This is a genomic window from Enterobacter cloacae complex sp. S1 (genome assembly GCF_014930525.1).
In the GTDB taxonomy this organism is placed as follows: domain Bacteria; phylum Pseudomonadota; class Gammaproteobacteria; order Enterobacterales; family Enterobacteriaceae; genus Enterobacter; species Enterobacter hormaechei_C.
Genome location: NZ_JADBRE010000046.1, coordinates 1 through 26,081, shown reverse-complemented (window position 1 = coordinate 26,081; position 26,081 = coordinate 1). Strand labels below are relative to the sequence as shown.

Genomic DNA, 26,081 nt, shown 5'->3' with positions numbered 1-26,081 from the left:
TCTCTTCAACCGACCGGGTTGTCTGTGAAGTGATTCACATCCGCCGTGTCGATGGAGGCGCATTATAGGGATCCCAGTTTTTAGCACAAGTATTTTTTAGATCTTTTTTTCCAACTGATGATTTTCCGTGCTTTTCGCTGAAAACCCACCCGATCCGCTTAAAAATTGACGCATTTTGCCTTGCCTCGATCCAGGAATACGATCAAAGTCTTCTTTAATAGCGCTCATCTGTATCGAGGTAGATATGTTTGCAGTATTACGTCCTTATAAAGATCTGTTCCCCCAAAAAGGCGATCGCGTGATGATCGATACCAGCAGCGTGGTCATTGGTGATGTTCGCATGGCCGAGGATGTCAGCATCTGGCCACTCGTCGCGATCCGGGGTGATGTTAACTACGTTGCAATCGGTGCACGCACCAATATTCAGGACGGCAGCGTGCTGCATGTGACTCATAAGTCATCTTATAACCCTGAGGGCAATCCGCTCATCATTGGGGAAGATGTCACCGTCGGTCATAAAGTGATGCTCCACGGCTGCACAATCGGTAACCGGGTTCTCGTTGGGATGGGATCGATTTTGCTGGATGGCGTCATAGTAGAAGATGACGTAATGATTGGCGCAGGAAGCCTTGTTCCGCAAAACAAACGTCTGGAAAGTGGCTATCTCTATTTAGGCAGTCCGGTTAAACAGATCCGCCCCCTAAAAGAGGCGGAGATCGAAGGATTGAAATACTCAGCGAACAATTACGTTAAATGGAAGAATGACTATCTGGATCAGGATAACCAGACCCAACCCTGATCGTCTTCCTGCTGATCGCGGATCAAATCGCTGGCTTCCTCTTCCAGATCCCAGCGATTTTCGCAAAAGACCGCTAACGGATCTGAACCACCAAAGCGCTGATGCAACGTCTCCCCTTTAATCGCACAGGTGAGCTGCATTCCATGCACCAGCACCGGGAAACAAACCGCTTGCTTATTTTCATCCCAGATTTCTCTGTCGGGAAAATGAATCGCCTGATTCATGCCATCAGTTCCTGTTTCAGCTTTTCGATCACCGGTTCTACAGCAGGTAACACGCCATGCCAGAGTAGCACCGCATGAGCCGCCTGCCCCACCAGCATGCCCAGACCATCAGCCACGTGTTTTGCCCCCTGTTGTTCACACCAGGTCAGAAATGGCGTTTTCCCTTTTTGATAAAACATGTCATAGGCGTAGATGTGGGAATGAACTAGGGATGCAGGAATCGCCGGGATCTCTCCATTGATACCGCTTGAGGTGGCATTAATCACAAGATCAAATTCGTGACTCGCGAGATCGTCAAGTGCTACCGCAGTTACGCTGCCTGTGTGTGCGAACAACGCCGCCAGCTCTTCTGCTCTGGAGAAGGTACGGTTGGTGATTGTCACCGCACAATCTAGCGAAAGAAGAGGAAGCAATACGCCGCGCGACGCGCCACCCGCGCCGATCAGCAGGATCCGAAAGCCTGGTTTAATAAACGACAGTCGTTCCAGATCGCTGAGTAAACCTATGCCATCGGTGTTATCGCCCAGAAGGCGACCATCTTCGAGCCGCTTAAGGGTATTGACGGCACCAGCGAGCGAGGCACGCTCGGTCAGCTCATCCGCGCGCCCGAAAGCCTCTTCTTTAAAAGGCACCGTGACGTTTGCACCTTTACCACCCGCATCAAAAAAGCTATTCAGCGTCGGTATAAATGCATCAACAGGCGCAAGAACCCGACCATACGGGTGATCTATCTGCAATTGCTCTGCAAACAGCTGATGGATCAGAGGCGACTTGCTGTGCGCGATCGGGTTACCAAAAACAGCATAGGTTTCCATAACATTATCCCTGGCGAAAACGTTCGCCGGTCAAGGCATCGCGAATTTCTGACGGGTTAAGACGACCCCCGGTTTCACCCACGGCTACAGGGAAATCATTCCCGAACTGCGCCAGAACTTCTTCTGTTGTCCGACAAGGGGGAAGCCCGGTCAGGTTGGCGCTGGTTGAAACCAGGGGTTTACCAAATGCCTGGCATAACTCCACCACCAAGGGATGGTCGGTAACGCGTACCGCGAGTGAATCGAAACGCCCGGTTAGCCAGCGCGGCGTTGTCGGTTGTGCAGGAAAGACAAACGTCACGGGACCTGGCCACACAGAGAAAATGGTTTCCCGCTGTGCAGGCGTCAGCATGGAATCATCAATATAAGGCTTAAGCTGCTCGTAGTTCGCAGCGATCAAAATCAATCCTTTTTCGACAGGCCGCTGTTTTAGCGCCAGCAGACGGTTAACGGCGACTTCGCTGTCAGGATCGCACCCGACCCCGAAAACGGCTTCTGTTGGATAGGCGATGACTTCTTCTTTTTTCAGGATGTCCACCGCCTGCGCGATGGAGCCTGATGGCAGGTTATTATTCACTGATTTGATCCGCCGAAACCGGCTTTCCACATTGTTTACTGGCGCAAAAGCGTTTCAAGCCTTGCGCGGTTTTCTTTTCTATGAGTAACGGATAATCGCAATGAGGGCAGACGCCCGCTACTGGTTTGAAATTGATAACGAACTGGCATTCAGGATAGCGATCGCACGAATGGAAGGTCTTGCCATAACGAGAGCGGCGCTGCACCAATTGACCACGCTGGCACTGAGGGCAGGCAATTGCCGTTTCATCTGGTTTATCAATTTGTTCCGTATGTTCACATTCCGGATAGCGGCTGCATCCAATAAACATCCCGAACCGCCCCTGCCGCAGCGCCAGTTCGCCGCCACAGAGTGGACAAAGCTGTCCCTCCAGAATTTTGACGATATGTCCGTCCGCCTGGCTTTTCAGGGGACGGACATAATCACATTCCGGATAGTGTGAACAACCGAGAAACGGACCGTGTTTCCCGGACCGAATAACAAGTTCAGCCCCACACTGTGGGCAGGGCTCGTTTTTATGCACCGTGAAGAGTGCTGATTTGGCCATAACAACTCTTGTTGCTGCACATAGAATTAATGCAGCATACCTTCATTCACTTCAAAGAGTAATTCTTCCATTTGCTGATAGGCATTTTCACAGCCTGGGATGTTGAACAGAACCATCAGGATCACCCATTTGAGATCTTCCAGTTCAAATTCAGCAGTATCCAGCGCCATGACGCGCTCTATCACCATCTCTCTCGTTTCGAGGTTTAGCACCTGAATCTGCTCGAGGAATAAAATGAATCCCCGGCAGCTGGCATCCAGCCTTTCACACTCTTCAGCTGTATAGATGCGCACAGACAATGGGTCAGAAGCAAGCTGCATCGGTTCGGCGAGGCCGTCCTGATAATCAGCCAACTTATCCAGCCACATCAACGCATTATAAATATCTTCCCGCTCAAAACCTGCGTCGGTCAGATCCCGTGTTAATTTGTCCTGATCCACCTGCATTTCTGCTTCGTTGTGGATGTAAGTCTCAAACAAATACATCAGTACGTCGAACATGGCATGCCCTCCTTAATCGGACATAGCCGCCGGGTACAGCTGCGATCCACCCTGCTAACTCCAGTTCGAGTAGCTGTGCTACCGTTACTGGCACAGGTTGGCCGGCACGTTCAGCGACAACGTCAACAGGTGTTACCTCATCTCCTACGTTAGCCAGGAGCTTGGGAAATGGCAATGCTACTGCCTCCTGATCCGATGAAATATGTCGCTTTTGGAGATCATCCTGCAACCAATGCAATCCATACTGCAAATTTTCCAGGATATCCTCTTTACAGGTCACCAGCGTCGCCCCCTGTTTTATCAGCCAGTGAGGGCCTTCGCAGCCAGGGTTCCCCAACGGGCCGGGTAGCGCAAAAACTTCACGCCCCTGCTCCAGTGCGCACCTTGCGGTAACCAGCGATCCACTCCGAATCGCAGCTTCGACCACCAGCACGCCCTGGCTTAACCCACTGATGATCCGGTTACGCCGTGGAAAGTTACCCGGTCTGGGCGATGTCGAAAGTGAAAACTCAGACACTATCGCCCCCTCTGAAGCGATAAGTTGCTCAGCCAGAATGTGATGACGACGCGGATAGAGACTAAAAAGACCATTGCCAAGCACAGCGACACTTCGCCCTTTTGCTGACAACGCCGCATGATGTGCCACACCATCAATGCCGCAAGCCAGGCCACTGGTGATCGTAAAGCCACATTGGGACAGCTGTTCACTCAGCATTTTCCCCCACCGCTCGCCATACCACGAGGGCGCACGGCTGCCCACAACCGCAAGCTGCATGCTATTAAGCACGTCAACGCGGCCTCGCACAAATAGCGCCCCGGGAAAATCAGGTATAGAACGTAACAATGGCGGAAAGCGAGGATCATCCGCTGTGAGAAGGTGGTTGTCGGTGTGTTCCAGCCATTCCAGACTACGTTCAAGCTCACTCTCACTGAACGAAAAAAACTTTACGGCATGTTTGGGCGAAAGCCCTGACGCGTTGACAGCTTCAGCATCGACGGTTGCCTGGCGAAGCAGCCTCTGCGCAATCTCCAGCATCGCGTCACCGTATAACGACCCGATGTTTATAAGCCGTAACCATATCTCTGTGGACGTCATCCTTTTCCCTGCCATAAGCAGCCTCAGCAATCTTTGCGATTGGTCACTGATGCTGTCAATCGACCGGGGATTTGTCTAGAATAGAAGTAATATTCTTATCAACTCCTGAACACAACTCTGGAAATTTATGGCAGTTTTGCAAGTGTTACATATTCCTGACGAGCGCCTTCGCATCGTCGCGGAACCGGTTAAAGAAGTGAATGCAGAAATTCAGCGTATCGTCGATGATATGTTCGATACCATGTACGCTGAAGAAGGCATTGGCCTTGCCGCGACCCAGGTAGACATTCACAAACGTATTATTGTGATCGACGTTTCTGAAAATCGTGATGAGCGCCTGGTGCTGATCAACCCTGAGATGCTGGAAAAAAGCGGCGAAACAGGTATTGAGGAAGGCTGTCTGTCTATCCCTGAACAGCGCGCTTTGGTGCCACGTGCCGAAAAAGTTAAAATCCGCGCACTGGATCGTGACGGCAATCCGTTTGAGCTGGAAGCCGACGATCTGCTGGCGATTTGCATTCAGCATGAGATGGATCACCTGGTCGGTAAGCTGTTTATCGATTACCTCTCACCGCTGAAGCAACAGCGTATTCGTCAGAAAGTTGAGAAACTGGATCGTTTACGTTCTCGCGCTTAACGCCCCCCGGATACAAGGAATAACGTGTCTACATCACTACGTATAATCTTCGCGGGTACCCCTGATTTTGCGGCGCGTCATCTCGACGCGCTGCTATCGTCTGGTCATCAGATTGTTGGCGTATTTACTCAGCCTGATCGTCCGGCTGGCCGCGGTAAAAAATTGATGCCTGGCCCGGTTAAAGTGCTGGCAGAAACGCATGGTTTGCCGGTTTTCCAGCCTGCATCATTACGACCTCAGGAAAACCAGCAGTTAGTGGCAGACCTGAACGCTGACGTGATGGTAGTTGTGGCTTACGGCCTCATTCTGCCGAAAGCGGTACTCGATATGCCCCGCCTGGGCTGTGTTAACGTTCATGGTTCCTTGCTCCCACGCTGGCGTGGCGCAGCCCCTATTCAGCGCGCTCTGTGGGCAGGCGATGCTGAAACTGGCGTGACAATCATGAAGATGGACGTAGGTTTAGACACGGGCGACATGCTGTATAAACTGGCGTGTCCCATTACCGCAGAAGATACCAGCGCCACGCTGTATGACAAGCTGGCGGATCTCGGTCCGCAGGGGCTGATTGAGACGTTGCAACAGCTTGCTGACAATACAGCGACACCTGAAGTGCAGGATGAGGCACAGGTGACCTATGCTGAAAAACTGAGTAAAGAAGAAGCCCGGATCGACTGGTCCCTGTCAGCAGCTCAACTCGAACGCTGTATCCGCGCCTTTAATCCATGGCCGATGAGCTGGTTGATGATTGATGAGCAGCCAGTGAAAGTCTGGAAAGCTTCAGTTATTAACGGCAATACTTCGGCAGAGCCCGGTACGATTATCGACGCCAGCAAAAACGGTATCCAGGTTGCGACCGGAGAAGGGATCCTGAATCTTGAATCGCTGCAACCGGCCGGTAAAAAGGCAATGAGCGCGCAGGATCTATTAAATTCCCGTCGTGAATGGTTCATCCCTGGCAATCGCCTTGCCTGAACAAATTTACTCTTAAGGCCCGGTGTTTCCGGGCATTTTTATTTTTACGGTTATGAAAAGACAAAATCTACGCACTATGGCGGCTCAGGCCGTTGAGCAGGTTATCGAGCAGGGCCAGTCACTGAGTAATGTCCTGCCTCCACTGCAACAAAAGGTTTCCGATAAAGACAAAGCACTGCTTCAGGAGCTGTGCTTTGGCGTGCTGCGCACCCTCTCTCAGCTTGAATGGTTAATTAATAAGCTGATGTCACGCCCGATGAGCGGCAAGCAGCGTACCGTGCATTATTTGATCATGGTCGGTTTCTACCAGCTTCTTCATACCCGCATTCCACCTCATGCTGCGCTGGCTGAGACAGTGGAGGGTGCCGTTTCAATTAAACGTCCCCAGCTGAAAGGGTTGATTAACGGCGTGCTGCGTCAGTTCCAGCGTCAGCAGGACGAACTGCTGGCAGAATTTGCGCAAAGCGAAGCGCGCTTCCTGCACCCTGAATGGCTGCTGAATCGCCTTAAAAAAGCCTATCCACAGCAATGGCAAGACATTGCTGATGCCAATAACCAACGTCCGCCGATGTGGTTACGCGTCAATCGTAACCATCATACCCGCGACGCATGGCTGGCCCTGCTGGAAGAGGCCGGAATGAGCGGCTTCACACACGCTGCTTATCCTGATGCGGTACGTTTAGCCTCCCCTGCACCGGTACATGCATTACCCGGTTTTGAAGAGGGCTGGGTAACGGTACAGGACGCATCCGCTCAGGGCTGCATGACCTGGCTTGAACCGAAAGACGGGGAGCAGATCCTTGACCTCTGTGCAGCGCCAGGGGGGAAAACAACACACATTCTGGAAGTGGCGCCGCAGGCCAGCGTGATGGCCGTGGATGTTGATGAGCAGCGTCTTTCACGCGTCTATGACAACCTCAAGCGTCTGGGTATGAAAGCACAGGTTAAGCAAGGCGATGGACGTAAACCCGCAGACTGGTGTGGTGATACCAGGTTCGATCGTATTTTGCTGGACGCCCCTTGCTCAGCAACTGGCGTGATTCGTCGTCATCCCGATATCAAATGGCTGCGTCGCGATCGTGATATCAAGGAGCTTGCCCAGTTGCAATCCGAAATTCTGGATGCCATCTGGCCGCATCTCAAACCCGGCGGAACCCTGGTGTATGCAACCTGCTCTGTTCTTCCGGAAGAGAACAGTCAGCAAATTGCGGCTTTCCTGAAACGCACCCCGGACGCTACGCTGCATGATACGGGAACACCTGAGCACCCGGGTCTGCAAAACCTGCCGGGCGCAGAAGAGGGTGATGGTTTCTTTTACGCTAAGCTAATCAAAGAGTGATGTTGAGAACAGGTCACGAAAGATGAAAATTATCATTCTGGGCGCAGGGCAAGTTGGCGGAACGCTGGCGGAAAATCTCGTGGGCGAAAACAACGATATCACCATTGTGGATACCAATGGCGATCGCCTGCGCGTTTTGCAGGACAAGTTTGATCTTCGTGTTGTACAGGGGCACGGCTCTCACCCACGTGTGCTTCGGGAGGCGGGCGCGGACGATGCTGACATGCTGGTTGCAGTAACCAGTTCTGATGAAACCAACATGGTTGCATGTCAGGTGGCCTACTCGCTTTTCAACACACCGAACCGCATCGCCCGCATTCGCTCCCCGGACTATGTCCGGGATGCGGAAAAGCTGTTTAATTCCGAAGCAGTACCTATCGACCATCTTATTGCCCCTGAACAGCTGGTTATCGACAGTATTTATCGTCTGATTGAGTACCCGGGCGCGTTGCAGGTTGTGAACTTTGCGGAAGGAAAAGTAAGCCTGGCGGTCGTGAAGGCGTACTACGGCGGCCCGCTGATTGGTAATGCCCTGTCGACAATGCGCGAGCATATGCCACATATCGATACGCGTGTTGCGGCGATTTTCCGTCACGACAGACCTATTCGTCCGCAAGGGTCCACCATTGTCGAAGCCGGGGATGAAGTCTTCTTTATTGCGGCTTCTCAGCATATCCGTGCGGTGATGAGTGAACTTCAGCGTCTCGAAAAACCGTATAAACGTATTATGCTGGTTGGCGGCGGTAATATTGGCGCAGGTCTGGCGAGACGGCTGGAAAAAGACTACAGCGTGAAGCTCATCGAACGAGATCAACAGCGCGCGTCGGAGCTGGCTGAAAAGCTTCAGAATACTATCGTGTTTTATGGCGATGCTTCGGATCAGGAATTGCTGGCCGAAGAGCATATCGATCAGGTTGATCTTTTTATTGCCGTCACCAACGACGACGAAGCGAATATTATGTCCGCCATGCTCGCTAAACGTATGGGGGCGAAAAAAGTAATGGTGCTTATCCAGCGTAAGGCTTATGTCGACCTGGTACAGGGTAGCGTAATTGATATTGCTATTTCACCTCAGCAAGCCACCATTTCTGCCCTGCTAAGCCATGTACGTAAAGCGGATATTGTCGGCGTGTCGTCTCTTCGTCGTGGTGTTGCTGAAGCCATTGAAGCCGTCGCTCATGGGGATGAAACGACGTCGCGCGTTGTTGGTCGCGCGATCGACGAAATTAAACTTCCACCAGGCACCATTATCGGCGCCGTAGTGCGGGGTAACGATGTCATGATCGCCAATGATAATTTACGTATTGAGCAGGGTGACCACGTTATTATGTTCCTGACCGATAAAAAATTTATTACCGACGTCGAGCGTTTATTCCAGCCAAGCCCGTTCTTCCTGTAATGATTTGGGTGCTCAGACGAGAGCACCCAAATATTAACCTTCTAATTTTCATGCCTTTTATTTTTCATAACGATTATTTATCCCCAATGGCAATTAGCTAATCATTTGTTAAACTTATAGGCGTCAGCTGGCACAAGGAGAACATAATGAGTTTTATTAAAGAGTTTCGCGAATTTGCGATGCGCGGGAATGTGGTGGATTTGGCTGTGGGTGTCATTATTGGTGCGGCGTTCGGTAAGATCGTTTCATCATTAGTCGCCGACATTATTATGCCGCCGTTAGGACTGTTGATTGGAGGCATTGATTTCAAACAGTTCGCCTTCACCCTTCGGGAGGCTCAGGGCGATATCCCTGCGGTTGTAATGCACTATGGCGTATTCATTCAGAACGTATTTGATTTCGTGATCGTGGCATTTGCCATTTTCATGGCGATCAAACTTATCAACAGACTTAACCGTAAAAAAGAAGAACCGGCTGCTGCCCCGCCAGCACCAACTAAAGAAGAAGTCTTACTGACTGAAATTCGCGATCTGTTAAAAGAGCAGAACAACCGCGTTTAATCAGGCGACAGAAACAGAAAGGCCAGTGGTAAAAAAGCGATTAGCTTGCTTGCCACTGGCCTCCCAGTTACCCCGTTGTGCATGTTTACCTTTACGTAGATAACTCCCTTTTCCTTTCTTGTTCTTCTCAACACGCTGTCTGAAAAGCGGGTCGTGAAGCAATGCCTCAATGGCGTTATCCTTAATTTGTCCCTTAGTATGCTGATAGCGGCTCATCATTTCTCCTGAGCATAGTTAATGTCGGCGGGAGTCTAGTCCCTGGCTGATAAAAAATCAACAACCCTGAGTTTCACTACTGGCGCCCTGTTCAAGAGCTTCCAGTATTGAGCAATAAACACTGCTATGAGCGGTACCGCAGCACGCGTCATTTAACCTTTGCAGAGATCGCTGCATGGCTTGCAGCTCCTGAATGCGTCCTTCAACTTCATCCAGCCGGGCCTGAACGATGCTTTTAGATTCCTGACACGTATGATGTTCAGGATCGATACGGATCGACAGCAGTTCACGGATCGACTCCAGCGTGAAGCCGAGTTGCCGTGCATAGCGGATAAAACGAAGGCGTTGCAGGTCGTTATCCGTATAAAGGCGAAATCCACCTTCCGTTCTGACCTCATGATCGATCATCTGCTGCTTTTCGTAGTAGCGGATAGTATCCGGCGTTACGTTAGCAAGCTTCGCAAGTTCACCTATGCGGTACATGGCTACTCCTCGTTTATTTTTTGCATTAACCTTTCACTGTATTCACCATGCAAAAAGTCAGTATTCATTCCCGTCTGGCGCAGTTTTAGCTCGATGAGCGTCAACCGACGACTGATTTCGGAGTACCGCGGGTCATTCTTATGAATGCCTTTAAGCAGATCGGCAAGCTCGACGGCTTCATTGCGTTGCTGAAGTTCAGGCGGTAAACAACCTGCGTTTTTCAGTAAGCGATAACCGGCCCGTAATTCAGGGGGAATATGTGAATCATCGTCCAGAATCAGCGGCTCACCGCTGCCGGGAAGATTTTCGAACTCGCCTTTGTTTTGGGCATCGCAAATATGGCGTTCAGCCCACTGATCGAGCAACCACATAATGAACTCCAGGGGATGAGCAGAAAAGATACAGATATTGTAGATAAGTGGAGATTTTGCGGATATAAAAAAACCCGCCGAGGCGGGTTTTTTTACGTTACTACAGATTACTCTGCAGCAGCTTCTGCTTTCTCTGAACGATCAACCAGCTCGATGTAAGCCATCGGCGCGTTGTCGCCTGCACGGAAGCCACACTTCAGAATGCGAGTGTAACCACCGGCACGGCTCGCGAAACGCGGGCCCAGTTCGTTAAACAGTTTTGCCACGATCTCGTTATCACGAGTACGGGCGAATGCCAGACGACGATTAGCAACGCTGTCAGTCTTGGCAAGAGTAATCAGCGGCTCAACTACGCGACGCAGCTCTTTCGCTTTAGGCAGGGTCGTCTTGATGATTTCATGACGAACCAGTGAACCTGCCATGTTGCGGAACATAGCCTGGCGATGGCTGCTGTTGCGGTTCAGTTGACGACCACTCTTACGATGGCGCATGACCTTATCCTTCTCAGTAAAACCTTAACCTGTGATCCGGTTACTCGTCAGCAATGCTTGCCGGTGGCCAGTTTTCCAGGCGCATGCCCAGAGACAGACCACGTGAAGCCAGCACGTCTTTAATCTCGGTAAGAGATTTTTTACCCAGGTTCGGCGTTTTCAGCAACTCAACCTCGGTACGCTGTACCAGATCACCGATATAGTGGATAGCTTCTGCCTTGAGGCAGTTAGCAGAGCGGACAGTCAATTCCAGATCGTCAACAGGGCGCAGCAGGATCGGATCGAATTCTGGTTTCTCTTCTTTCACTTCCGGCTGACGTACATCACGTAAGTCAACGAAAGCTTCCAGTTGTTCTGCCAGGATGGTTGCCGCACGACGAATCGCCTCTTCAGGATCGATTGTGCCATTGGTTTCCATTTCGATGACCAGCTTGTCCAGGTCGGTACGCTGTTCTACACGCGCTGCTTCAACATTGTAGGCAATACGCTCTACAGGGCTGTAACATGCGTCGACCAGCAGACGGCCGATTGGGCGCTCATCTTCTTCCGAATGAATTCGGGCAGAAGCCGGCACATAACCACGACCGCGCTGAACTTTGATACGCATGCTAATAGCTGCGTTCTCATCGGTCAGGTGGCAGATCACGTGCTGCGGCTTGACGATTTCAACATCACCGTCGTGGGTGATGTCGGCTGCAGTCACAGGGCCAATGCCAGATTTATTCAGAGTAAGAATAACTTCATCTTTACCCTGAACTCTCACCGCCAGCCCTTTCAGGTTGAGCAGGATTTCAAGGATATCTTCCTGAACGCCTTCTTTGGTGCTGTACTCATGAAGTACACCATCAATCTCAACCTCGGTCACCGCGCAACCCGGCATCGATGAGAGCAGAATACGGCGCAGTGCGTTACCCAGAGTATGGCCAAAGCCACGCTCTAAAGGCTCAAGGGTCACCTTGGCGTGCGTCGAACTCACTTGCTCGATATCTACCAGGCGCGGTTTTAGAAACTCTGTCACAGAACCCTGCATTGTGTCCTCTCTTTGGTACTAAGCTTTACTTGGAGTAAAGCTCGACGATCAGGTGTTCGTTAATGTCCGCAGACAGATCAGAACGTTCTGGCTGACGCTTGAACGTACCTTCCATCTTGCCAGCATCAACTTCCAGCCAGGTTGGCTTTTCACGCTGCTCAGCCAGCTCCAGAGCGGCTTTCACGCGAGATTGCTTTTTCGCTTTCTCACGAATGCTAACAACGTCATTCGCTTTAACCTGATAAGAAGCGATGTTAACAACACGACCGTTTACCATGATTGCTTTATGGCTAACCAGCTGGCGTGATTCAGCACGAGTCGCGCCGAAGCCCATACGGTATACAACGTTGTCCAGACGACCTTCCAGCAGAGCCAGCAGGTTTTCACCTGTGTTGCCTTTCAGACGTGCTGCTTCTTTATAGTAGTTACGGAACTGACGCTCCAGCACACCGTAGATACGGCGAACTTTTTGCTTTTCACGCAACTGCACACCATAGTCAGACAGACGCGGTTTACGCGCACCGTGCTGGCCAGGAGCTTGTTCAATTTTACACTTGGTATCGATCGCGCGAACGCCAGACTTAAGGAATAAGTCGGTGCCCTCACGACGGCTCAGCTTGAGCTTAGGACCCAAATATCTTGCCATTTTCTATCTCCAACTAACCTAAAAAACGAGCGTTATACGCGACGTTTTTTCGGCGGACGACAACCGTTATGAGGGATCGGAGTCACATCAGTAATATTCGTGATGCGGAAACCAGCGGCGTTCAGAGCGCGAACAGTAGATTCACGACCCGGACCCGGACCTTTAACCATAACTTCCAGATTCTTGATGCCGTATTCTTTTACGGCTTCAGCGCAACGCTCTGCTGCAACCTGAGCTGCGAACGGAGTGGATTTGCGAGAACCACGGAAACCGGAACCACCGGCTGTTGCCCAACCCAATGCGTTACCCTGACGATCAGTAATAGTAACGATGGTGTTGTTGAAAGAAGCATGGATATGAGCCACGCCGTCAGAGACTTGTTTTCTTACACGTTTACGTGCACGAACTGGTGCCTTTGCCATTATTCAATCACCCCGATTATTTCTTGATCGGTTTGCGCGGACCCTTACGGGTACGTGCGTTGGTCTTAGTACGCTGACCGCGCACTGGCAGACCACGACGATGACGCAAACCGCGATAGCAACCAAGATCCATCAGGCGCTTGATGCTCATGCTGATTTCACGGCGCAGATCACCTTCAACGACAAATTTGGCAACTTCGTCACGCAGCGTGTCGATTTGTTCTTCAGACAGCTCACTGATCTTAACATCTTCAGCGATACCCGCTGCAGCCAGAATGGCTTTAGAACGGGTCTTGCCGACGCCATAGATCGAAGTTAATGCGATCACAGCATGTTTCTGATCAGGAATGTTAATGCCTGCTATACGGGCCACTATGCACTCCTACTATTTAATATGTACGCACCATGCTGAAAAGCCCGTTTTCAGGATACTCAAATGGAAACGTACAGACATACAAAAGATTGGCTGGCTAATCTAGCCAGCTCAACCCAACTTTGCAAGAAAAATATGCGAAATAATCAGCCTTGGCGCTGTTTATGCTTCGGCTCGGCACTGCAAATCACACGGATGACACCATCACGCTTAACGATTTTGCAGTTACGGCATAATTTCTTGACGGAAGCACGAACTTTCATTTTTACTCTCCGTAACTTCTCAGGCGACCAGTTAGCGGCCGTAGCCTTTCAGGTTCGCCTTCTTCAATGCAGACTCATACTGACTGGACATCATCAGAGTTTGCACTTGAGCCATAAAGTCCATAATCACGACCACAACGATAAGCAGTGAGGTCCCACCGAAGTAGAACGGTACTTTCATTGCATCACGCATGAACTCCGGGATCAGGCAGATAAAAGTAATATAAAGCGCACCAACCAAAGTCAGGCGAGTCATTACTTTATCGATATACTTCGCCGTTTGCTCTCCCGGACGAATTCCTGGTACAAATGCACCGGACTTCTTCAGGTTATCTGCTGTTTCACGCGGGTTGAAGACCAACGCCGTGTAGAAGAAACAGAAGAAGATGATCGCAGACGCATAGAGTAACACATAAAGTGGTTGCCCAGGCTGCAAATACAGCGAAATTGTTGTCAGCCAGTTCCAACCAGTACCGCCCCCGAACCATGACGCGATGGTTGCCGGGAACAGAATAATACTGGAAGCGAAGATAGCCGGGATAACCCCCGCCATATTCACTTTCAGCGGTAAATGTGTGCTCTGTGCAGCATAGACACGACGACCCTGCTGGCGTTTAGCGTAGTTCACCACAATGCGGCGTTGACCACGTTCAACAAAGACAACAAAGAACGTCACTGCAAATACTAATACTGCAACCAACAGCAACAGGAGGAAGTGCAGGTCGCCTTGACGCGCTTGCTCGATAGTATGGGCGATGGCCGGCGGGAGACCCGCAACGATACCGGCGAAGATAATGATTGAGATACCGTTACCGATACCTCGTTCAGTAATCTGTTCGCCGAGCCACATCAGGAACATGGTCCCTGTGACCAGACTTACAACAGCGGTGAAATAGAATGCAAAGCCTGGGTTTAATACCAGGCCCTGCATACCAGGCATATTCGGAAGACCGGTAGCAATACCGATCGACTGGAATATTGCCAGCACCAGAGTGCCGTAACGGGTGTACTGGCTAATCTTACGACGTCCAGACTCCCCTTCTTTCTTCAACTCTGCCAGGGCCGGATGAACGACCGTCAGCAGCTGGATAATAATCGATGCCGAAATATACGGCATAATACCCAGTGCGAAAATAGAAGCACGGCTGAGAGCACCACCAGAGAACATGTTGAACATTTCAATGATGGTGCCTCGCTGTTGCTCAAGCAGTTTGGCAAGTACAGCGGCATCAATACCAGGGATCGGAATAAAAGAGCCAATACGGAACACAATCAGCGCGCCGATTACAAACAGCAGTCTGCGTTTCAGCTCGCCAAATCCACCTTTGGCACTTTGAAAATCTAATCCCGGTTGCTTAGCCATCTGCTACTTATTCCTCAATTTTACCGCCAGCAGCTTCGATAGCAGCACGAGCACCTTTAGTAACACGCAGGCCACGAACAGTTACCGGAGTAGAAACTTCACCAGCCAGGATCACTTTCGCGAACTCGATCTGGATACCGATAATGTTAGCCGCTTTCAGCGTGTTCAGGTCTACAACGCCGCCTTCAACTTTCGCCAGGTCAGACAGACGGATTTCCGCTGTGATCGCTGCTTTGCGAGAGGTGAAGCCGAACTTCGGCAGACGACGGTACAGTGGCATCTGGCCACCCTCGAAACCGCGACGTACGCCACCGCCAGAACGAGAGTTCTGACCTTTGTGACCACGACCACCGGTTTTGCCGAGGCCAGAACCGATACCACGACCCAGGCGTTTACCCGCCTTTTTAGAGCCTTCGGCCGGAGACAGAGTATTTAAACGCATCTCTTACTCCTCAACTTTAACCATGAAGTAAACCGCGTTGACCATACCACGAACAGCAGGAGTATCCTCGCGCTCAACGGTATGACCAATACGACGCAGACCCAGGCCAAGCAGCGTTGCCTTGTGTTTCGGCAGACGACCGATTGCACTGCGGGTTTGAGTGATTTTAATAGTCTTTGCCATGGTCAATTACCCCAGAATTTCTTCAACGGATTTACCACGCTTGGCAGCGACCATTTCTGGAGAATTCATATTTTCCAGGCCATCAATAGTTGCACGAACCACGTTGATCGGGTTGGTGGAACCATATGCTTTAGCCAGAACGTTATGAACTCCAGCAACTTCCAGAACGGCGCGCATTGCACCACCGGCGATGATACCGGTACCTTCGGAAGCTGGCTGCATGAATACACGAGAACCCGTGTGAACACCTTTAACTGGGTGTTGCAGGGTACCGTTGTTCAGCGCGACGTTAATCATATTGCGACGGGCTTTTTCCATCGCTTTCTGGATCGCTGCTGGAACTTCACGCGCTTTACCGTAACCAAAACCAACGCGACCGTTACCATCACCCACTACAGTCAGAGCTGTGAAGGAGAAAATACGACCACCTTTAACGGTTTTAGATACGCGGTTTACCGCGATCAGCTTTTCCTGCAGTTCGCCAGCCTGTTTTTCGATGTGAGCCATCTTACACCTCTACCTTAGAACTGAAGGCCAGCTTCACGGGCAGCATCTGCCAGTGCCTGGACACGACCATGATATTGGAACCCGGAACGGTCAAAGGAAACATTGCTGATGCCTTTTTCCAGAGCGCGTTCAGCGACAGCTTTACCTACAGCTGCTGCGGCGTCTTTGTTACCGGTATACTTCAATTGTTCTGAGATAGCTTTTTCTACAGTAGAAGCAGCTACCAGAACTTCAGAACCGTTCGGTGCAATTACCTGTGCGTAAATATGACGCGGGGTACGATGTACCACCAGGCGAGTTGCACCCAGCTCTTTGAGCTTGCGGCGTGCGCGGGTCGCACGACGGATACGAGCAGATTTCTTATCCATAGTGTTACCTTACTTCTTCTTAGCCTCTTTGGTACGCACGACTTCGTCGGCGTAACGAACACCCTTGCCTTTATAAGGCTCAGGACGACGGTAGGCGCGCAGATCTGCTGCAACCTGACCGATCAGCTGTTTATCAGCGCCTTTCAGCACGATTTCAGTCTGAGTCGGGCATTCTGCAGTGATACCGGCCGGCAGCGGATGCTCAACAGGGTGTGAGAAGCCCAGAGACAGGCCTACTGCATTCCCTTTGATAGCTGCACGATAACCTACACCAACCAGCTGAAGCTTTTTAGTGAAGCCTTCGGTAACACCAACAACCATTGAGTTCAGCAGGGCACGCGCGGTACCAGCCTGAGCCCATCCATCCACGAAACCATCACGTGGACCGAAGGTCAGAGCGTTATCTGCATGTTTAACTTCAACAGCATTGTTGAGGGTACGAGTCAGCTCGCCGTTTTTACCTTTGATCGTAATAACCTGACCGTCGATTTTTACATCAACGCCGGCAGGAATAACGACCGGTGCTTTAGCAACACGAGACATTCTTTCCTCCGATTAGGCTACGTAGCAGATAATTTCGCCACCAAGACCAGCCTGGCGCGCTGCACGATCAGTCATAACACCTTTAGAGGTAGAAACAACTGCGATACCAAGACCAGCCATTACTTTTGGCAGCTCATCTTTTTTCTTATAGATGCGCAGGCCTGGGCGGCTGACACGCTGAATGCTTTCTACAACAGCTTTACCCTGGAAATACTTGAGAGTAAGTTCCAGTTCCGGCTTGGTGTCGCCTTCAACTTTAAAATCTTCGATAAAACCTTCTTCCTTCAGCACGTTGGCAATTGCCACTTTCAGCTTGGCGGAAGGCATGGTGACCGCAACTTTGTTCGCGGCCTGACCGTTACGGATACGGGTCAGCATATCCGCGATCGGATCTTGCATGCTCATCTGTCTTTACTCCCGTGATTCAATTGGTAATTACCAGCTAGCCTTTTTCAAGCCTGGCACTTCACCGCGCATGGCGGCTTCACGCAGTTTGATACGGCTCAACCCAAACTTGCCCACATAACCATGTGGACGACCTGTTTGACGACAGCGGTTACGCTGACGAGACGGGCTGGAATCACGCGGCAGAGACTGCAGCTTGAGAACCGCATTCCAACGATCTTCGTCGGAAGCGTTCACATCAGAAATGATCGCTTTCAGTTCAGCGCGTTTAGCGAAGAATTTATCAGCTAAAGCTACGCGCTTTACTTCGCGTGCTTTCATTGATTGCTTAGCCATTCAGTAACCCTACCTTACTTGCGGAACGGGAAGTCAAAGGCAGCCAGCAGAGCACGGCCTTCTTCATCAGATTTCGCAGTAGTGGTAATGGTAATATCCAAACCACGCACGCGGTCGACTTTATCGTAGTCGATTTCTGGGAAGATGATCTGCTCACGGACACCCATGCTGTAGTTACCACGACCGTCGAAAGACTTAGCGGACAAGCCACGGAAGTCACGGATACGTGGAACAGCAATAGTGATCAGGCGCTCAAGGAACTCCCACATGCGTTCGCCACGCAGAGTTACTTTACAGCCGATCGGATAGCCCTGACGGATTTTGAAGCCTGCAACAGATTTGCGTGCTTTGGTGATCAGCGGTTTTTGACCGGAGATTGCTGTCAGGTCAGCTGCTGCGTTATCCAGCAGTTTCTTGTCAGCGATCGCTTCACCAACACCCATGTTCAGGGTGATCTTCTCGACCCGAGGGACTTGCATGACAGAATTGTAGTTAAACTCAGTCATGAGTTTGTTAACTACTTCGTCTTTGTAGTAATCATGCAGTTTCGCCATCGTACTACTCCAAATTACTTGATAGTTTCGCTGTTAGATTTGAAGAAACGGACTTTTTTACCGTCTTCGAATCTAAAGCCTACACGGTCAGCCTTACCGGTAGCCGCATTGAAGATTGCAACGTTAGAAACCTGAATAGCAGCTTCTTTTTCAACGATGCCGCCTGGTTGGTTCAGGGCCGGAACCGGCTTCTGATGTTTCTTAACCAGGTTAATACCTTCAACGACAAGTTTGCCGGAAGACAGAACATTTTTTACTTTACCGCGTTTACCTTTATCTTTACCGGTTAACACGATAACTTCGTCATCACGACGGATTTTCGCTGCCATGATTCGCTCCTTAGAGTACTTCTGGTGCCAGAGAGATAATTTTCATGAACTTCTCAGTACGAAGTTCACGAGTTACCGGCCCAAAGATACGCGTGCCGATAGGCTGCTCGCTGTTATTGTTTAAAATAACGCATGCATTACCATCGAAGCGAATGACAGAACCGTCAGGGCGACGAACACCCTTCTTGGTGCGCACCACTACCGCCTTCAGCACATCACCTTTTTTGACCTTACCACGTGGAATTGCTTCCTTGATGGTGATCTTGATGATGTCGCCTACGCCTGCGTAGCGACGGTGCGAGCCACCCAGAACCTTGATACACATTACGCGACGTGCACCGGAGTTGTCGGCGACGTTCAGCATAGTCTGTTCTTGGATCATTTTAGTGCTCCGCTAATGTCAACTACTACCTGAGACTCTAAAATCAGAGCCGTTAAAAAGCCCCATATCGAGGGCGCGGCATTATAACACCGCTTCTGCAATATGGGTAGAAAAAATAAACGGCTCATCGCTGAGCCGTTTATTCGTATTGAGAATGCGTACTCTATTACAGAACCGCTTTCTCTACAACGCGAACCAGCGTCCAGGACTTAGTCTTGGACAGTGGACGGCATTCACGGATTTCCACCTTGTCGCCGATACCACATTCGTTGTTCTCGTCATGTACGTGCAGTTTGGTCGTACGCTTGATGAATTTACCGTAGATCGGGTGTTTCACAAAACGTTCGATAGCTACAACAATGGATTTCTCCATTTTATCGCTAACAACGCGACCTTGCAGAGTACGGATTTTATCGGTCATTACGCACCCGCCTTCTGAGTCAGTAAAGTCTTAACGCGCGCAACATTGCGACGCACTTGCTTCAGCAGGTGAGTCTGTTGCAGCTGGCCACTTGCAGCCTGCATACGCAGGTTGAACTGCTCACGCAGCAGGTTCAGCAGCTCAGCGTTCAGCTCTTCAACGCTTTTTTCACGCAGCTCTTTTGCTTTCATTACATCACCGTCTTAGTTACAAAGGTGGTTTTGATAGGCAGTTTCGCTGCTGCCAGGCCGAAGGCTTCACGGGCCAGCTCTTCCGGAACACCGTCCATTTCATAAAGGACTTTGCCCGGTTGGATCAAGGCAACCCAGTACTCCACGTTACCTTTACCTTTACCCATACGAACTTCCAGTGGCTTCTCGGTGATCGGTTTGTCCGGGAATACACGGATCCAGATCTTACCTTGACGCTTAACTGCACGGGTCATTGCACGACGTGCTGCTTCGATCTGACGTGCAGTCAGACGACCACGGCCAACAGCTTTCAGACCGAAAGTGCCGAAGCTAACATCCGTACCCTGCGCCAGACCACGGTTGCGGCCTTTGTGCACTTTACGGAATTTTGTACGCTTTGGTTGTAACATCAGCGACGCTCCTTATTTACGGCCTTTACGCTGCTGCTTTTTAGGTTGAGCAGCCGGTTTTTCCGGTTGTTCAACAGCAGCCATACCACCCAGGATCTCACCTTTGAAGATCCATACCTTAACGCCGATTACACCGTAAGTGGTGTGCGCTTCAGAGGTGTTGTAGTCGATGTCAGCACGCAGAGTGTGCAGCGGTACGCGACCTTCGCGGTACCATTCGGTACGTGCGATTTCCGCGCCGCCCAGACGGCCGCTAACTTCAACTTTGATACCTTTAGCGCCCAGACGCATTGCGTTCTGTACAGCACGCTTCATAGCACGACGGAACATAACACGACGTTCCAGCTGAGAAGTGATGCTGTCAGCAACCAATTTAGCGTCCAGTTCAGGCTTACGAACTTCAGCGATATTGATCTGTGCAGGAACGCCAGCGATATCCGCTACGACCTTGCGCAGTTTTTCTACGTCTTCGCCTTTCTTACCGATAACGATGCCAGGGCGAGCAGTGTGAATAGTCACACGGATGCTCTTAGCTGGACGCTCGATAACGATACGAGATACAGACGCTTTAGCCAGTTCCTTAGTCAGGTACTGACGTACTTTAAAATCGCTGTCCAGGTTGTCAGCGAATTCTTTGGTGTTCGCAAACCAGGTAGAGTTCCATGGTTTTACAATACCCAGGCGAATACCATTAGGATGTACTTTCTGACCCATTGCTAGTCTCCAGAGTCTCAGCGATCGGACACAACCACAGTAATGTGGCTGGTGCGCTTCAGGATGCGATCTGCACGACCTTTCGCACGCGGCATAATGCGCTTCATGCTTGGGCCTTCATCTACGAAAATTTTCGCGACTTTCAGATCGTCGATGTCAGCGCCATCGTTGTGTTCAGCGTTAGCAATGGCAGATTCCAGTACTTTCTTGACCAATACCGCAGCTTTCTTGTTGGTATAGGTCAGGATGTCCAGGGCCTGCGACACTTTCTTACCGCGAATCAGGTCAGCAACAAGGCGAACCTTCTGTGCAGAAGAACGAGCATGGCGATGTTGAGCTAAAGTTTCCATCTCTTCCTCCTACCTTATTTCTTCTTCGCTTTTTTATCAGCAGCGTGGCCGCGATAAGTACGAGTCGGTGCGAATTCACCCAGTTTGTGACCAACCATTTCGTCGGTAACAAAGACTGGAACGTGCTGACGACCATTATGGACAGCGATGGTCAAACCGATCATGTTAGGAAAGATCGTTGAACGACGGGACCAAGTGCGCAGGGGCTTCTTGTCTCCGCTTTCCACCGCTTTCTCTACCTTCTTCAGCAAGTGCAGGTCAATAAAAGGACCTTTCTTGAGAGAACGTGGCATGGCTTATCCTCTAAAATTATTTGCTACGGCGACGTACGATAAATTTATCAGTACGCTTGTTGCTGCGGGTCTTCTTACCTTTGGTCTGAACGCCCCACGGAGTTACCGGGTGCTTACCAAAGTTACGACCTTCACCACCACCATGTGGGTGGTCGACTGGGTTCATCGCAGTACCGCGAACGGTAGGACGAACACCACGCCAGCGTGCAGCACCAGCTTTACCCAGAACGCGCAGCATATGCTCAGCATTGCCAACTTCGCCCAGAGTAGCGCGGCAGTCTGCTTCGACTTTACGCATTTCACCAGAACGCAGACGCAGGGTGACATAAGCACCGTCACGCGCAACGATCTGAACGTAAGTACCCGCGGAACGCGCCAGCTGACCGCCTTTACCTGGTTTCATTTCTACGTTATGAACGGTAGAACCAACCGGGATATTGCGCATCGGCAGGGTGTTGCCTGCTTTGATTGCAGCATCAACGCCAGACTGAATCTGGTCGCCAGCTTTCAGGCCTTTAGGGGCCAGGATGTAACGGCGTTCGCCATCTTTGTACAGAACCAGCGCGATGTTCGCGGAACGGTTCGGATCGTACTCAAGACGCTCAACAACTGCTGGGATACCGTCTTTGTTGCGTTTGAAGTCAACAATACGATAAGCCTGCTTGTGGCCACCACCGATGTGACGAGTGGTGATACGGCCATTGTTGTTACGACCACCGGATTTGCTGTTTTTTTCCAGCAACGGAGCAAAAGGTTTGCCCTTGTGCAGCTCAGGGTTAACCACTTTAACTACGTGGCGACGACCCGGAGATGTCGGTTTACATTTAACAACTGCCATTGTATTACTCCTCCGACTTACTCAGCGCCGCCAACGAAGTCCAGGTTCTGGCCTTCTTTCAGGGTGACGTAAGCTTTTTTCCAGTCGCTACGACGACCGATACGCTGTCCGTGACGTTTAACTTTCCCTTTAACTACCAGGGTGTTAACGACTTCGACTTCGACTTCAAACAGTTTCTGCACAGCAGCTTTGATCTCTGCTTTGGTCGCGTCTTTAGCAACTTTGAGAACGATGGTGTTTGTTTTTTCCATCGCAGTAGACGCTTTTTCAGAAACGTGCGGTGCGCGCAGCACCTTCAGCAGACGTTCTTCACGAATCATGCCAGCATCTCCTCAACTTGCTTAACAGCATCAGCAGTCATTACGACTTTGTCGAAGGCGATCAGGCTAACCGGGTCGATACCAGTCGCGTCGCGTACGTCAACCTTGTGCAGGTTACGCGCGGCCAGGAACAGGTTCTCGTCCAGCTCACCGGTGATGATCAGCACATCTTCCAGAGCCATGTCTTTCAGTTTCTGTGCCAGCAGCTTAGTTTTAGGCGCTTCAACAGAGAACTTCTCGACAACGATCAGACGATCCTGACGTACCAGTTCGGACAGAATGCTTTTCAGCGCGCCGCGGTACATCTTTTTGTTAACTTTTTGACTGTGGTCCTGTGGACGCGCAGCGAAGGTCACGCCACCTGAACGCCAGATCGGGCTCTTGATAGAACCTGAACGCGCACGGCCGGTACCTTTCTGGCGCCATGGCTTTTTGCCTGAACCAGTTACTTCAGCACGAGTCTTCTGAGCACGAGTACCCTGACGAGCACCAGCTGCATAAGCAACAACAACCTGGTGAACCAGCGCTTCGTTGAAATCACGACCGAAGGTAGTTTCGGAAACAGTCAGCGCGCTCTGCGCGTCTTTCAATACTAATTCCATTGCTATCCCCTTACGCCTTCACAGCTGGTTTAACGATCAGGTCGCTACCGGTTGCACCCGGGACCGCACCTTTAACCAGCAGCAGGTTGCGCTCAGCGTCAACACGTACTACGTCCAGGCTCTGAACGGTTACACGTTCGTTGCCCAGCTGACCTGCCATTTTCTTGCCTTTGAACACTTTGCCCGGAGTCTGGTTCTGACCGATAGAACCCGGAACGCGGTGAGACAAGGAGTTACCGTGAGTAGCGTCCTGGGTACGGAAGTTCCAGCGCTTAACGGTACCAGCAAAACCTTTACCTTTAGAGGTACCGGTTACGTCAACTTTTTTAACGTCAGCAAACAGCTCAACGCTAATGTCCTGACCTACGGTGAACTCTTCGCCTTCAGCAAGACGGAATTCCCACAGACCACGGCCAGCTTCAACGCCAGCTTTAGCGAAGTGACCCGCTTCTGGTTTGGTTACACGGTTAGCTTTTTTAGCACCAGTGGTAACCTGAATAGCGCGGTAGCCATCGTTAGCCAGATCTTTAACCTGAGTAACGCGGTTTGCTTCAACTTCGATTACGGTTACTGGGATAGAAACGCCATCTTCAGTGAAGATGCGGGTCATACCCACTTTTTTACCGACTAAACCAATCATTGTTTCAACCTCTCAATCGCTCGATGACCTGATTAACCCAGGCTGATCTGCACGTCTACACCGGCAGCCAGATCCAGACGCATCAGAGCATCAACGGTTTTCTCAGTTGGCTCAACGATGTCAACCAGACGCTTGTGAGTGCGGATTTCGTACTGATCACGCGCATCTTTGTTAACGTGCGGAGAGATCAGAACGGTAAAGCGCTCTTTGCGGGTCGGCAGCGGGATCGGACCACGGACTTGCGCACCAGTGCGCTTAGCAGTCTCGACGATTTCCGCGGTTGATTGATCGATCAGACGATGATCAAACGCTTTAAGGCGGATACGGATTCTTTGGTTCTGCATGAGACCAGAGCTCCAATTATTTTATAAACGAAAATGATTACTCCTCAAACCCATTACGATTGATGGGAGAGTGTAACCGTTCTTACGTAGCTCCCCAATTGGGAGCATTGTTGAGTAACAAAGTGAGCTACTCTGGTTCAGATTGAACCCGCCGTCAATTACGACAAGCCCGCGCATTATACGTAAATCAGAGAAAGACGCAAGTGCCGTTTAGAAATTAAGCGCCAAAGACGTACTATACGTAAGGCCGCGCAATTTTTTATGCAAAGTATCCCTTCTCAAATCTTTGTATGAAGCCGCTACGCAATTGCTGTTTTTACACATTGCCGGGCATGCAGATTATTACGAGTATGCGCTCAAACCATTTTGAGGCTCTCGCTATGCTACTGTCCCTCCCCTTTCTGTTGATCTATTTTGCGTTATCGGCCTTGCTTGTTCGCACCGATATCCGCACGGGGCTTCTTCCCGATAAATTTCTTTGCCCGCTGCTATGGACGGGCCTGCTCTACCAGCTTTGTCTCCATCCTGATTTTTTGCCGAGCGCGGTAGTGGGTGCGATGACAGGATATGCCGGATTCGCCATTATCTATTGGGGATACCGGCTCATCTGCCGACGTGAAGGGATGGGATATGGCGACATAAAATATCTGGCGGCGCTGGGGGCATGGCATGGCTGGTGTGTACTACCAATACTGGCATTAGTGGCCGCGTTAATGGCTCTGCTGTATCTGGTTGCTTTCTCGTTGTTTACCCCTGATAAGCAGGCATTAAAAAACCCACTGCCTTTTGGGCCATTTCTGGCGGCAGCGGGTTTATGCGTTGGCTGGGAAAGCCTGATTAACTTTCCACTTTGATCTGAGACTGAAGGTAGTTCTGTAGGCCAATTTTGCTAATGAGATCCAGTTCGGTCTCAAGCCAGTCGATGTGCCCTTCTTCATCGGCCAGGATCTGGATCATCATATCGCGGCTGACGTAGTCATGTACGCTGTCCGCATAGGCAATGGCTTCACGCAGATCTTTTGCACCCTCCAGCTCCAGCCGGAGATCAGAACGCAGCATCTCTTCGACATCTTCTCCGATGCCCAGTTTTCCGAGATCCTGTAGGTTAGGAATGCCTTCGAGGAATAAAATACGCTCAATGTATTTATCGGCGTGTTTCATTTCATCAATGGACTCATGGTATTCAACATCGTTGAGGCGAGTCAGTCCCCAGTTTTTAAACATTCTTGCATGGAGAAAATACTGATTGATTGCGACAAGCTCATTTCCCAATAATTTATTGAGATAACTTATGATTTTAACATCACCTTTCATTATATAGTCCCTCCGCTTCCACTCATTGAAGCGTAGATCGGGCTACGGGGATGTCAAAAAAAAGATAGAGGCTTACGCGATCTCTTTGAATTCCGGGATCTGCATCAGTTCGTCCTGCATGATCTCACGCGCTGCGCGAACGCATTTACCGCATTGATTTCCCACCGGAACAAACTTGCGAAGCTGCTGGAAAGATTGTGGTTGAAACTGGCGAACGGCCTGACGAATTTTTTTGTCGCTTACACCATTACATAAACAAACGTACATAAAGACTCCCGTTCAAAATATGCGCAAAGTGTAAGTGAGAATGGTTATGATTACAATAGCGCGGGCGTCGGAATACGTGGCGGGAGAAAGCAAAAAATGCGAATTTTTATGACAATGCCCCAACGGCAGAAAACAAAAAAGGACGCCGGAGCGTCCTTTTTATTTCAGGGATAATTAATTAGCCCAGAACTTTAGCAACAACGCC

At 50.6% G+C, this 26,081-nt stretch carries 46 protein-coding genes; 7 read left to right on the top strand and 39 right to left on the bottom strand.

Translation table 11 applies throughout. From position 1 onward, the window contains the following. The first annotated feature begins 244 nt into the window (after positions 1-244). Entirely contained in the window at positions 245-799 is a 555-nt protein-coding gene (locus IM290_RS21025; RefSeq protein ID WP_023295516.1) for a gamma carbonic anhydrase family protein, read from the top strand. On the opposite strand, the gene IM290_RS21020 is transcribed toward IM290_RS21025, so the two are convergent. From IM290_RS21020 to dprA, 6 genes are read right to left on the bottom strand one after another with little or no spacing between them, the layout of a single operon-like run. Further along, positions 775-1,023 (bottom strand): DUF1488 domain-containing protein, encoded by a 249-nt coding sequence (locus IM290_RS21020; protein WP_015571398.1) that lies wholly within the window; start codon positions 1,021-1,023, stop codon positions 775-777. The genes IM290_RS21025 and IM290_RS21020 overlap by 25 nt on opposite strands. Beyond that, positions 1,020-1,838 carry a shikimate dehydrogenase gene (aroE, locus tag IM290_RS21015; protein WP_032104911.1) on the bottom strand — a complete coding sequence of 273 codons (819 nt, stop codon included), beginning with the start codon at positions 1,836-1,838 and terminating at the stop codon, positions 1,020-1,022. The genes IM290_RS21020 and aroE overlap by 4 nt, the downstream gene beginning before the upstream one ends. Positions 1,839-1,842: 4 nt before the next feature. Further along, the gene (gene tsaC, locus IM290_RS21010; protein WP_017693886.1) at positions 1,843-2,415 is read right to left on the bottom strand and encodes an L-threonylcarbamoyladenylate synthase type 1 TsaC; all 573 of its coding nucleotides are present in this window, start codon (positions 2,413-2,415) and stop codon (positions 1,843-1,845) included. After that, positions 2,408-2,962, bottom strand: coding sequence for a type I DNA topoisomerase (locus IM290_RS21005; RefSeq protein WP_017383725.1), 555 nt, complete (start codon positions 2,960-2,962; stop codon positions 2,408-2,410). Before IM290_RS21005 ends, tsaC begins: the two co-directional genes overlap by 8 nt. A 26-nt stretch (positions 2,963-2,988) precedes the next feature. After that, complete coding sequence (gene smg / locus IM290_RS21000; protein WP_000460665.1) at positions 2,989-3,462, bottom strand: DUF494 family protein Smg; 474 nt, start codon at positions 3,460-3,462, stop codon at positions 2,989-2,991. Then, the gene (gene dprA / locus IM290_RS20995; RefSeq protein WP_017693885.1) at positions 3,434-4,558 is read right to left on the bottom strand and encodes a DNA-protecting protein DprA; all 1,125 of its coding nucleotides are present in this window, start codon (positions 4,556-4,558) and stop codon (positions 3,434-3,436) included. Before dprA ends, smg begins: the two co-directional genes overlap by 29 nt. Before the next feature lie 127 nt (positions 4,559-4,685). Here dprA and def point away from each other — a divergent pair, with 127 nt between their 5' ends. The 5 genes from def (at position 4,686) to mscL (ending at position 9,465) form a co-directional block, all read left to right on the top strand. Then, positions 4,686-5,195, top strand: a complete 510-nt coding sequence (def, locus tag IM290_RS20990; RefSeq protein ID WP_015571402.1) for a peptide deformylase — start codon at positions 4,686-4,688, stop codon at positions 5,193-5,195. 24 nt (positions 5,196-5,219) lie between these two features. Next, on the top strand, positions 5,220-6,167 hold the full coding sequence (gene fmt / locus IM290_RS20985) for a methionyl-tRNA formyltransferase (protein WP_017693884.1): 948 nt from the start codon (positions 5,220-5,222) through the stop codon (positions 6,165-6,167). A gap of 52 nt (positions 6,168-6,219) precedes the next feature. Continuing rightward, positions 6,220-7,506 (top strand): 16S rRNA (cytosine(967)-C(5))-methyltransferase RsmB, encoded by a 1,287-nt coding sequence (gene rsmB / locus IM290_RS20980; RefSeq protein WP_045907658.1) that lies wholly within the window; start codon positions 6,220-6,222, stop codon positions 7,504-7,506. Positions 7,507-7,528: 22 nt separating this feature from the next. Beyond that, positions 7,529-8,905, top strand: a complete 1,377-nt coding sequence (trkA, locus tag IM290_RS20975) for a Trk system potassium transporter TrkA (protein WP_003863337.1) — start codon at positions 7,529-7,531, stop codon at positions 8,903-8,905. A 146-nt stretch (positions 8,906-9,051) separates the two neighbouring features. Further along, positions 9,052-9,465, top strand: a complete 414-nt coding sequence (mscL, locus tag IM290_RS20970; protein ID WP_003863335.1) for a large-conductance mechanosensitive channel protein MscL — start codon at positions 9,052-9,054, stop codon at positions 9,463-9,465. Here the strand turns inward: mscL and IM290_RS20965 are convergent, their stop codons facing one another. From IM290_RS20965 to rpsJ, 31 genes are all read right to left on the bottom strand, one after another. Then, positions 9,466-9,681 (bottom strand): alternative ribosome-rescue factor A, encoded by a 216-nt coding sequence (locus IM290_RS20965; RefSeq protein ID WP_017383729.1) that lies wholly within the window; start codon positions 9,679-9,681, stop codon positions 9,466-9,468. Positions 9,682-9,738: 57 nt separating this feature from the next. Next, positions 9,739-10,164 (bottom strand): Zn(2+)-responsive transcriptional regulator, encoded by a 426-nt coding sequence (gene zntR, locus IM290_RS20960; protein ID WP_003863328.1) that lies wholly within the window; start codon positions 10,162-10,164, stop codon positions 9,739-9,741. A gap of 2 nt (positions 10,165-10,166) precedes the next feature. Continuing rightward, positions 10,167-10,535, bottom strand: a complete 369-nt coding sequence (locus tag IM290_RS20955) for a DUF1992 domain-containing protein (protein ID WP_045339806.1) — start codon at positions 10,533-10,535, stop codon at positions 10,167-10,169. Between the two features lie 107 nt (positions 10,536-10,642). Continuing rightward, positions 10,643-11,026, bottom strand: a complete 384-nt coding sequence (gene rplQ, locus IM290_RS20950) for a 50S ribosomal protein L17 (protein ID WP_001216368.1) — start codon at positions 11,024-11,026, stop codon at positions 10,643-10,645. 40 nt (positions 11,027-11,066) lie between these two features. Next, positions 11,067-12,056: a DNA-directed RNA polymerase subunit alpha gene (gene rpoA / locus IM290_RS20945; protein WP_002919219.1), complete on the bottom strand. Its 990-nt coding sequence runs from the start codon at positions 12,054-12,056 to the stop codon at positions 11,067-11,069. Positions 12,057-12,081: 25 nt separating this feature from the next. Continuing rightward, positions 12,082-12,702, bottom strand: a complete 621-nt coding sequence (gene rpsD, locus IM290_RS20940; protein ID WP_003863314.1) for a 30S ribosomal protein S4 — start codon at positions 12,700-12,702, stop codon at positions 12,082-12,084. A 32-nt stretch (positions 12,703-12,734) separates the two neighbouring features. After that, positions 12,735-13,124 (bottom strand): 30S ribosomal protein S11, encoded by a 390-nt coding sequence (rpsK, locus tag IM290_RS20935; RefSeq protein WP_003863312.1) that lies wholly within the window; start codon positions 13,122-13,124, stop codon positions 12,735-12,737. A gap of 16 nt (positions 13,125-13,140) precedes the next feature. Further along, on the bottom strand, positions 13,141-13,497 hold the full coding sequence (gene rpsM, locus IM290_RS20930; protein WP_003863308.1) for a 30S ribosomal protein S13: 357 nt from the start codon (positions 13,495-13,497) through the stop codon (positions 13,141-13,143). A gap of 146 nt (positions 13,498-13,643) precedes the next feature. Then, a complete protein-coding gene (rpmJ, locus tag IM290_RS20925) occupies positions 13,644-13,760 on the bottom strand; it encodes a 50S ribosomal protein L36 (protein WP_000868187.1) in 117 nt (38 codons plus the stop codon). A 31-nt stretch (positions 13,761-13,791) separates the two neighbouring features. Continuing rightward, positions 13,792-15,123 carry a preprotein translocase subunit SecY gene (secY, locus tag IM290_RS20920; protein ID WP_003863305.1) on the bottom strand — a complete coding sequence of 444 codons (1,332 nt, stop codon included), beginning with the start codon at positions 15,121-15,123 and terminating at the stop codon, positions 13,792-13,794. Between the two features lie 7 nt (positions 15,124-15,130). Further along, on the bottom strand, positions 15,131-15,565 hold the full coding sequence (gene rplO, locus IM290_RS20915) for a 50S ribosomal protein L15 (RefSeq protein WP_003863304.1): 435 nt from the start codon (positions 15,563-15,565) through the stop codon (positions 15,131-15,133). A 3-nt stretch (positions 15,566-15,568) separates the two neighbouring features. Then, entirely contained in the window at positions 15,569-15,748 is a 180-nt protein-coding gene (gene rpmD / locus IM290_RS20910; RefSeq protein ID WP_003863301.1) for a 50S ribosomal protein L30, read from the bottom strand. A gap of 6 nt (positions 15,749-15,754) precedes the next feature. Next, positions 15,755-16,255: a 30S ribosomal protein S5 gene (rpsE, locus tag IM290_RS20905; protein WP_003863299.1), complete on the bottom strand. Its 501-nt coding sequence runs from the start codon at positions 16,253-16,255 to the stop codon at positions 15,755-15,757. 14 nt (positions 16,256-16,269) lie between these two features. Next, positions 16,270-16,623 (bottom strand): 50S ribosomal protein L18, encoded by a 354-nt coding sequence (gene rplR, locus IM290_RS20900; protein ID WP_003863297.1) that lies wholly within the window; start codon positions 16,621-16,623, stop codon positions 16,270-16,272. A gap of 9 nt (positions 16,624-16,632) precedes the next feature. Next, positions 16,633-17,166, bottom strand: coding sequence for a 50S ribosomal protein L6 (gene rplF, locus IM290_RS20895; protein ID WP_006178917.1), 534 nt, complete (start codon positions 17,164-17,166; stop codon positions 16,633-16,635). Between the two features lie 12 nt (positions 17,167-17,178). Then, positions 17,179-17,571: a 30S ribosomal protein S8 gene (rpsH, locus tag IM290_RS20890; protein ID WP_006178918.1), complete on the bottom strand. Its 393-nt coding sequence runs from the start codon at positions 17,569-17,571 to the stop codon at positions 17,179-17,181. Positions 17,572-17,601: 30 nt separating this feature from the next. Continuing rightward, on the bottom strand, positions 17,602-17,907 hold the full coding sequence (gene rpsN, locus IM290_RS20885) for a 30S ribosomal protein S14 (RefSeq protein ID WP_003863291.1): 306 nt from the start codon (positions 17,905-17,907) through the stop codon (positions 17,602-17,604). A 14-nt stretch (positions 17,908-17,921) separates the two neighbouring features. Beyond that, positions 17,922-18,461 carry a 50S ribosomal protein L5 gene (rplE, locus tag IM290_RS20880; RefSeq protein WP_003863290.1) on the bottom strand — a complete coding sequence of 180 codons (540 nt, stop codon included), beginning with the start codon at positions 18,459-18,461 and terminating at the stop codon, positions 17,922-17,924. Positions 18,462-18,475: 14 nt separating this feature from the next. Further along, positions 18,476-18,790 (bottom strand): 50S ribosomal protein L24, encoded by a 315-nt coding sequence (gene rplX, locus IM290_RS20875; RefSeq protein ID WP_003863287.1) that lies wholly within the window; start codon positions 18,788-18,790, stop codon positions 18,476-18,478. A 10-nt stretch (positions 18,791-18,800) separates the two neighbouring features. Continuing rightward, positions 18,801-19,172 (bottom strand): 50S ribosomal protein L14, encoded by a 372-nt coding sequence (gene rplN / locus IM290_RS20870; RefSeq protein WP_002919748.1) that lies wholly within the window; start codon positions 19,170-19,172, stop codon positions 18,801-18,803. A gap of 166 nt (positions 19,173-19,338) precedes the next feature. Then, on the bottom strand, positions 19,339-19,593 hold the full coding sequence (gene rpsQ, locus IM290_RS20865) for a 30S ribosomal protein S17 (RefSeq protein WP_002438707.1): 255 nt from the start codon (positions 19,591-19,593) through the stop codon (positions 19,339-19,341). Further along, entirely contained in the window at positions 19,593-19,784 is a 192-nt protein-coding gene (gene rpmC, locus IM290_RS20860) for a 50S ribosomal protein L29 (RefSeq protein WP_003863282.1), read from the bottom strand. Before rpmC ends, rpsQ begins: the two co-directional genes overlap by 1 nt. After that, positions 19,784-20,194, bottom strand: coding sequence for a 50S ribosomal protein L16 (gene rplP, locus IM290_RS20855; RefSeq protein ID WP_002919759.1), 411 nt, complete (start codon positions 20,192-20,194; stop codon positions 19,784-19,786). The genes rpmC and rplP overlap by 1 nt, the downstream gene beginning before the upstream one ends. A 12-nt stretch (positions 20,195-20,206) precedes the next feature. Further along, on the bottom strand, positions 20,207-20,908 hold the full coding sequence (rpsC, locus tag IM290_RS20850) for a 30S ribosomal protein S3 (protein WP_000529945.1): 702 nt from the start codon (positions 20,906-20,908) through the stop codon (positions 20,207-20,209). Between the two features lie 17 nt (positions 20,909-20,925). Continuing rightward, entirely contained in the window at positions 20,926-21,258 is a 333-nt protein-coding gene (gene rplV, locus IM290_RS20845; RefSeq protein WP_002919773.1) for a 50S ribosomal protein L22, read from the bottom strand. Positions 21,259-21,272: 14 nt separating this feature from the next. Beyond that, positions 21,273-21,551, bottom strand: a complete 279-nt coding sequence (rpsS, locus tag IM290_RS20840) for a 30S ribosomal protein S19 (protein WP_001138117.1) — start codon at positions 21,549-21,551, stop codon at positions 21,273-21,275. A 16-nt stretch (positions 21,552-21,567) separates the two neighbouring features. After that, positions 21,568-22,389, bottom strand: a complete 822-nt coding sequence (rplB, locus tag IM290_RS20835; RefSeq protein ID WP_000301859.1) for a 50S ribosomal protein L2 — start codon at positions 22,387-22,389, stop codon at positions 21,568-21,570. Between the two features lie 17 nt (positions 22,390-22,406). Then, complete coding sequence (gene rplW, locus IM290_RS20830) at positions 22,407-22,709, bottom strand: 50S ribosomal protein L23 (protein WP_000617546.1); 303 nt, start codon at positions 22,707-22,709, stop codon at positions 22,407-22,409. Further along, positions 22,706-23,311, bottom strand: a complete 606-nt coding sequence (gene rplD, locus IM290_RS20825) for a 50S ribosomal protein L4 (protein ID WP_000424395.1) — start codon at positions 23,309-23,311, stop codon at positions 22,706-22,708. The genes rplW and rplD overlap by 4 nt, the downstream gene beginning before the upstream one ends. A 10-nt stretch (positions 23,312-23,321) precedes the next feature. Continuing rightward, positions 23,322-23,951, bottom strand: a complete 630-nt coding sequence (rplC, locus tag IM290_RS20820; protein WP_003863274.1) for a 50S ribosomal protein L3 — start codon at positions 23,949-23,951, stop codon at positions 23,322-23,324. A 32-nt stretch (positions 23,952-23,983) separates the two neighbouring features. Then, the gene (gene rpsJ / locus IM290_RS20815) at positions 23,984-24,295 is read right to left on the bottom strand and encodes a 30S ribosomal protein S10 (RefSeq protein ID WP_001181005.1); all 312 of its coding nucleotides are present in this window, start codon (positions 24,293-24,295) and stop codon (positions 23,984-23,986) included. A 380-nt stretch (positions 24,296-24,675) separates the two neighbouring features. On the opposite strand from rpsJ, the gene IM290_RS20810 reads away from it, so the two are divergent. Then, positions 24,676-25,149 (top strand): A24 family peptidase, encoded by a 474-nt coding sequence (locus IM290_RS20810; protein WP_017383731.1) that lies wholly within the window; start codon positions 24,676-24,678, stop codon positions 25,147-25,149. On the opposite strand, the gene bfr is transcribed toward IM290_RS20810, so the two are convergent. Beyond that, positions 25,133-25,609: a bacterioferritin gene (gene bfr, locus IM290_RS20805; protein WP_003863270.1), complete on the bottom strand. Its 477-nt coding sequence runs from the start codon at positions 25,607-25,609 to the stop codon at positions 25,133-25,135. The two genes, IM290_RS20810 and bfr, sit on opposite strands and share 17 nt — an antisense overlap. Before the next feature lie 72 nt (positions 25,610-25,681). Further along, positions 25,682-25,876, bottom strand: a complete 195-nt coding sequence (gene bfd, locus IM290_RS20800; RefSeq protein WP_003863268.1) for a bacterioferritin-associated ferredoxin — start codon at positions 25,874-25,876, stop codon at positions 25,682-25,684. Positions 25,877-26,081: the final 205 nt, after the last annotated feature.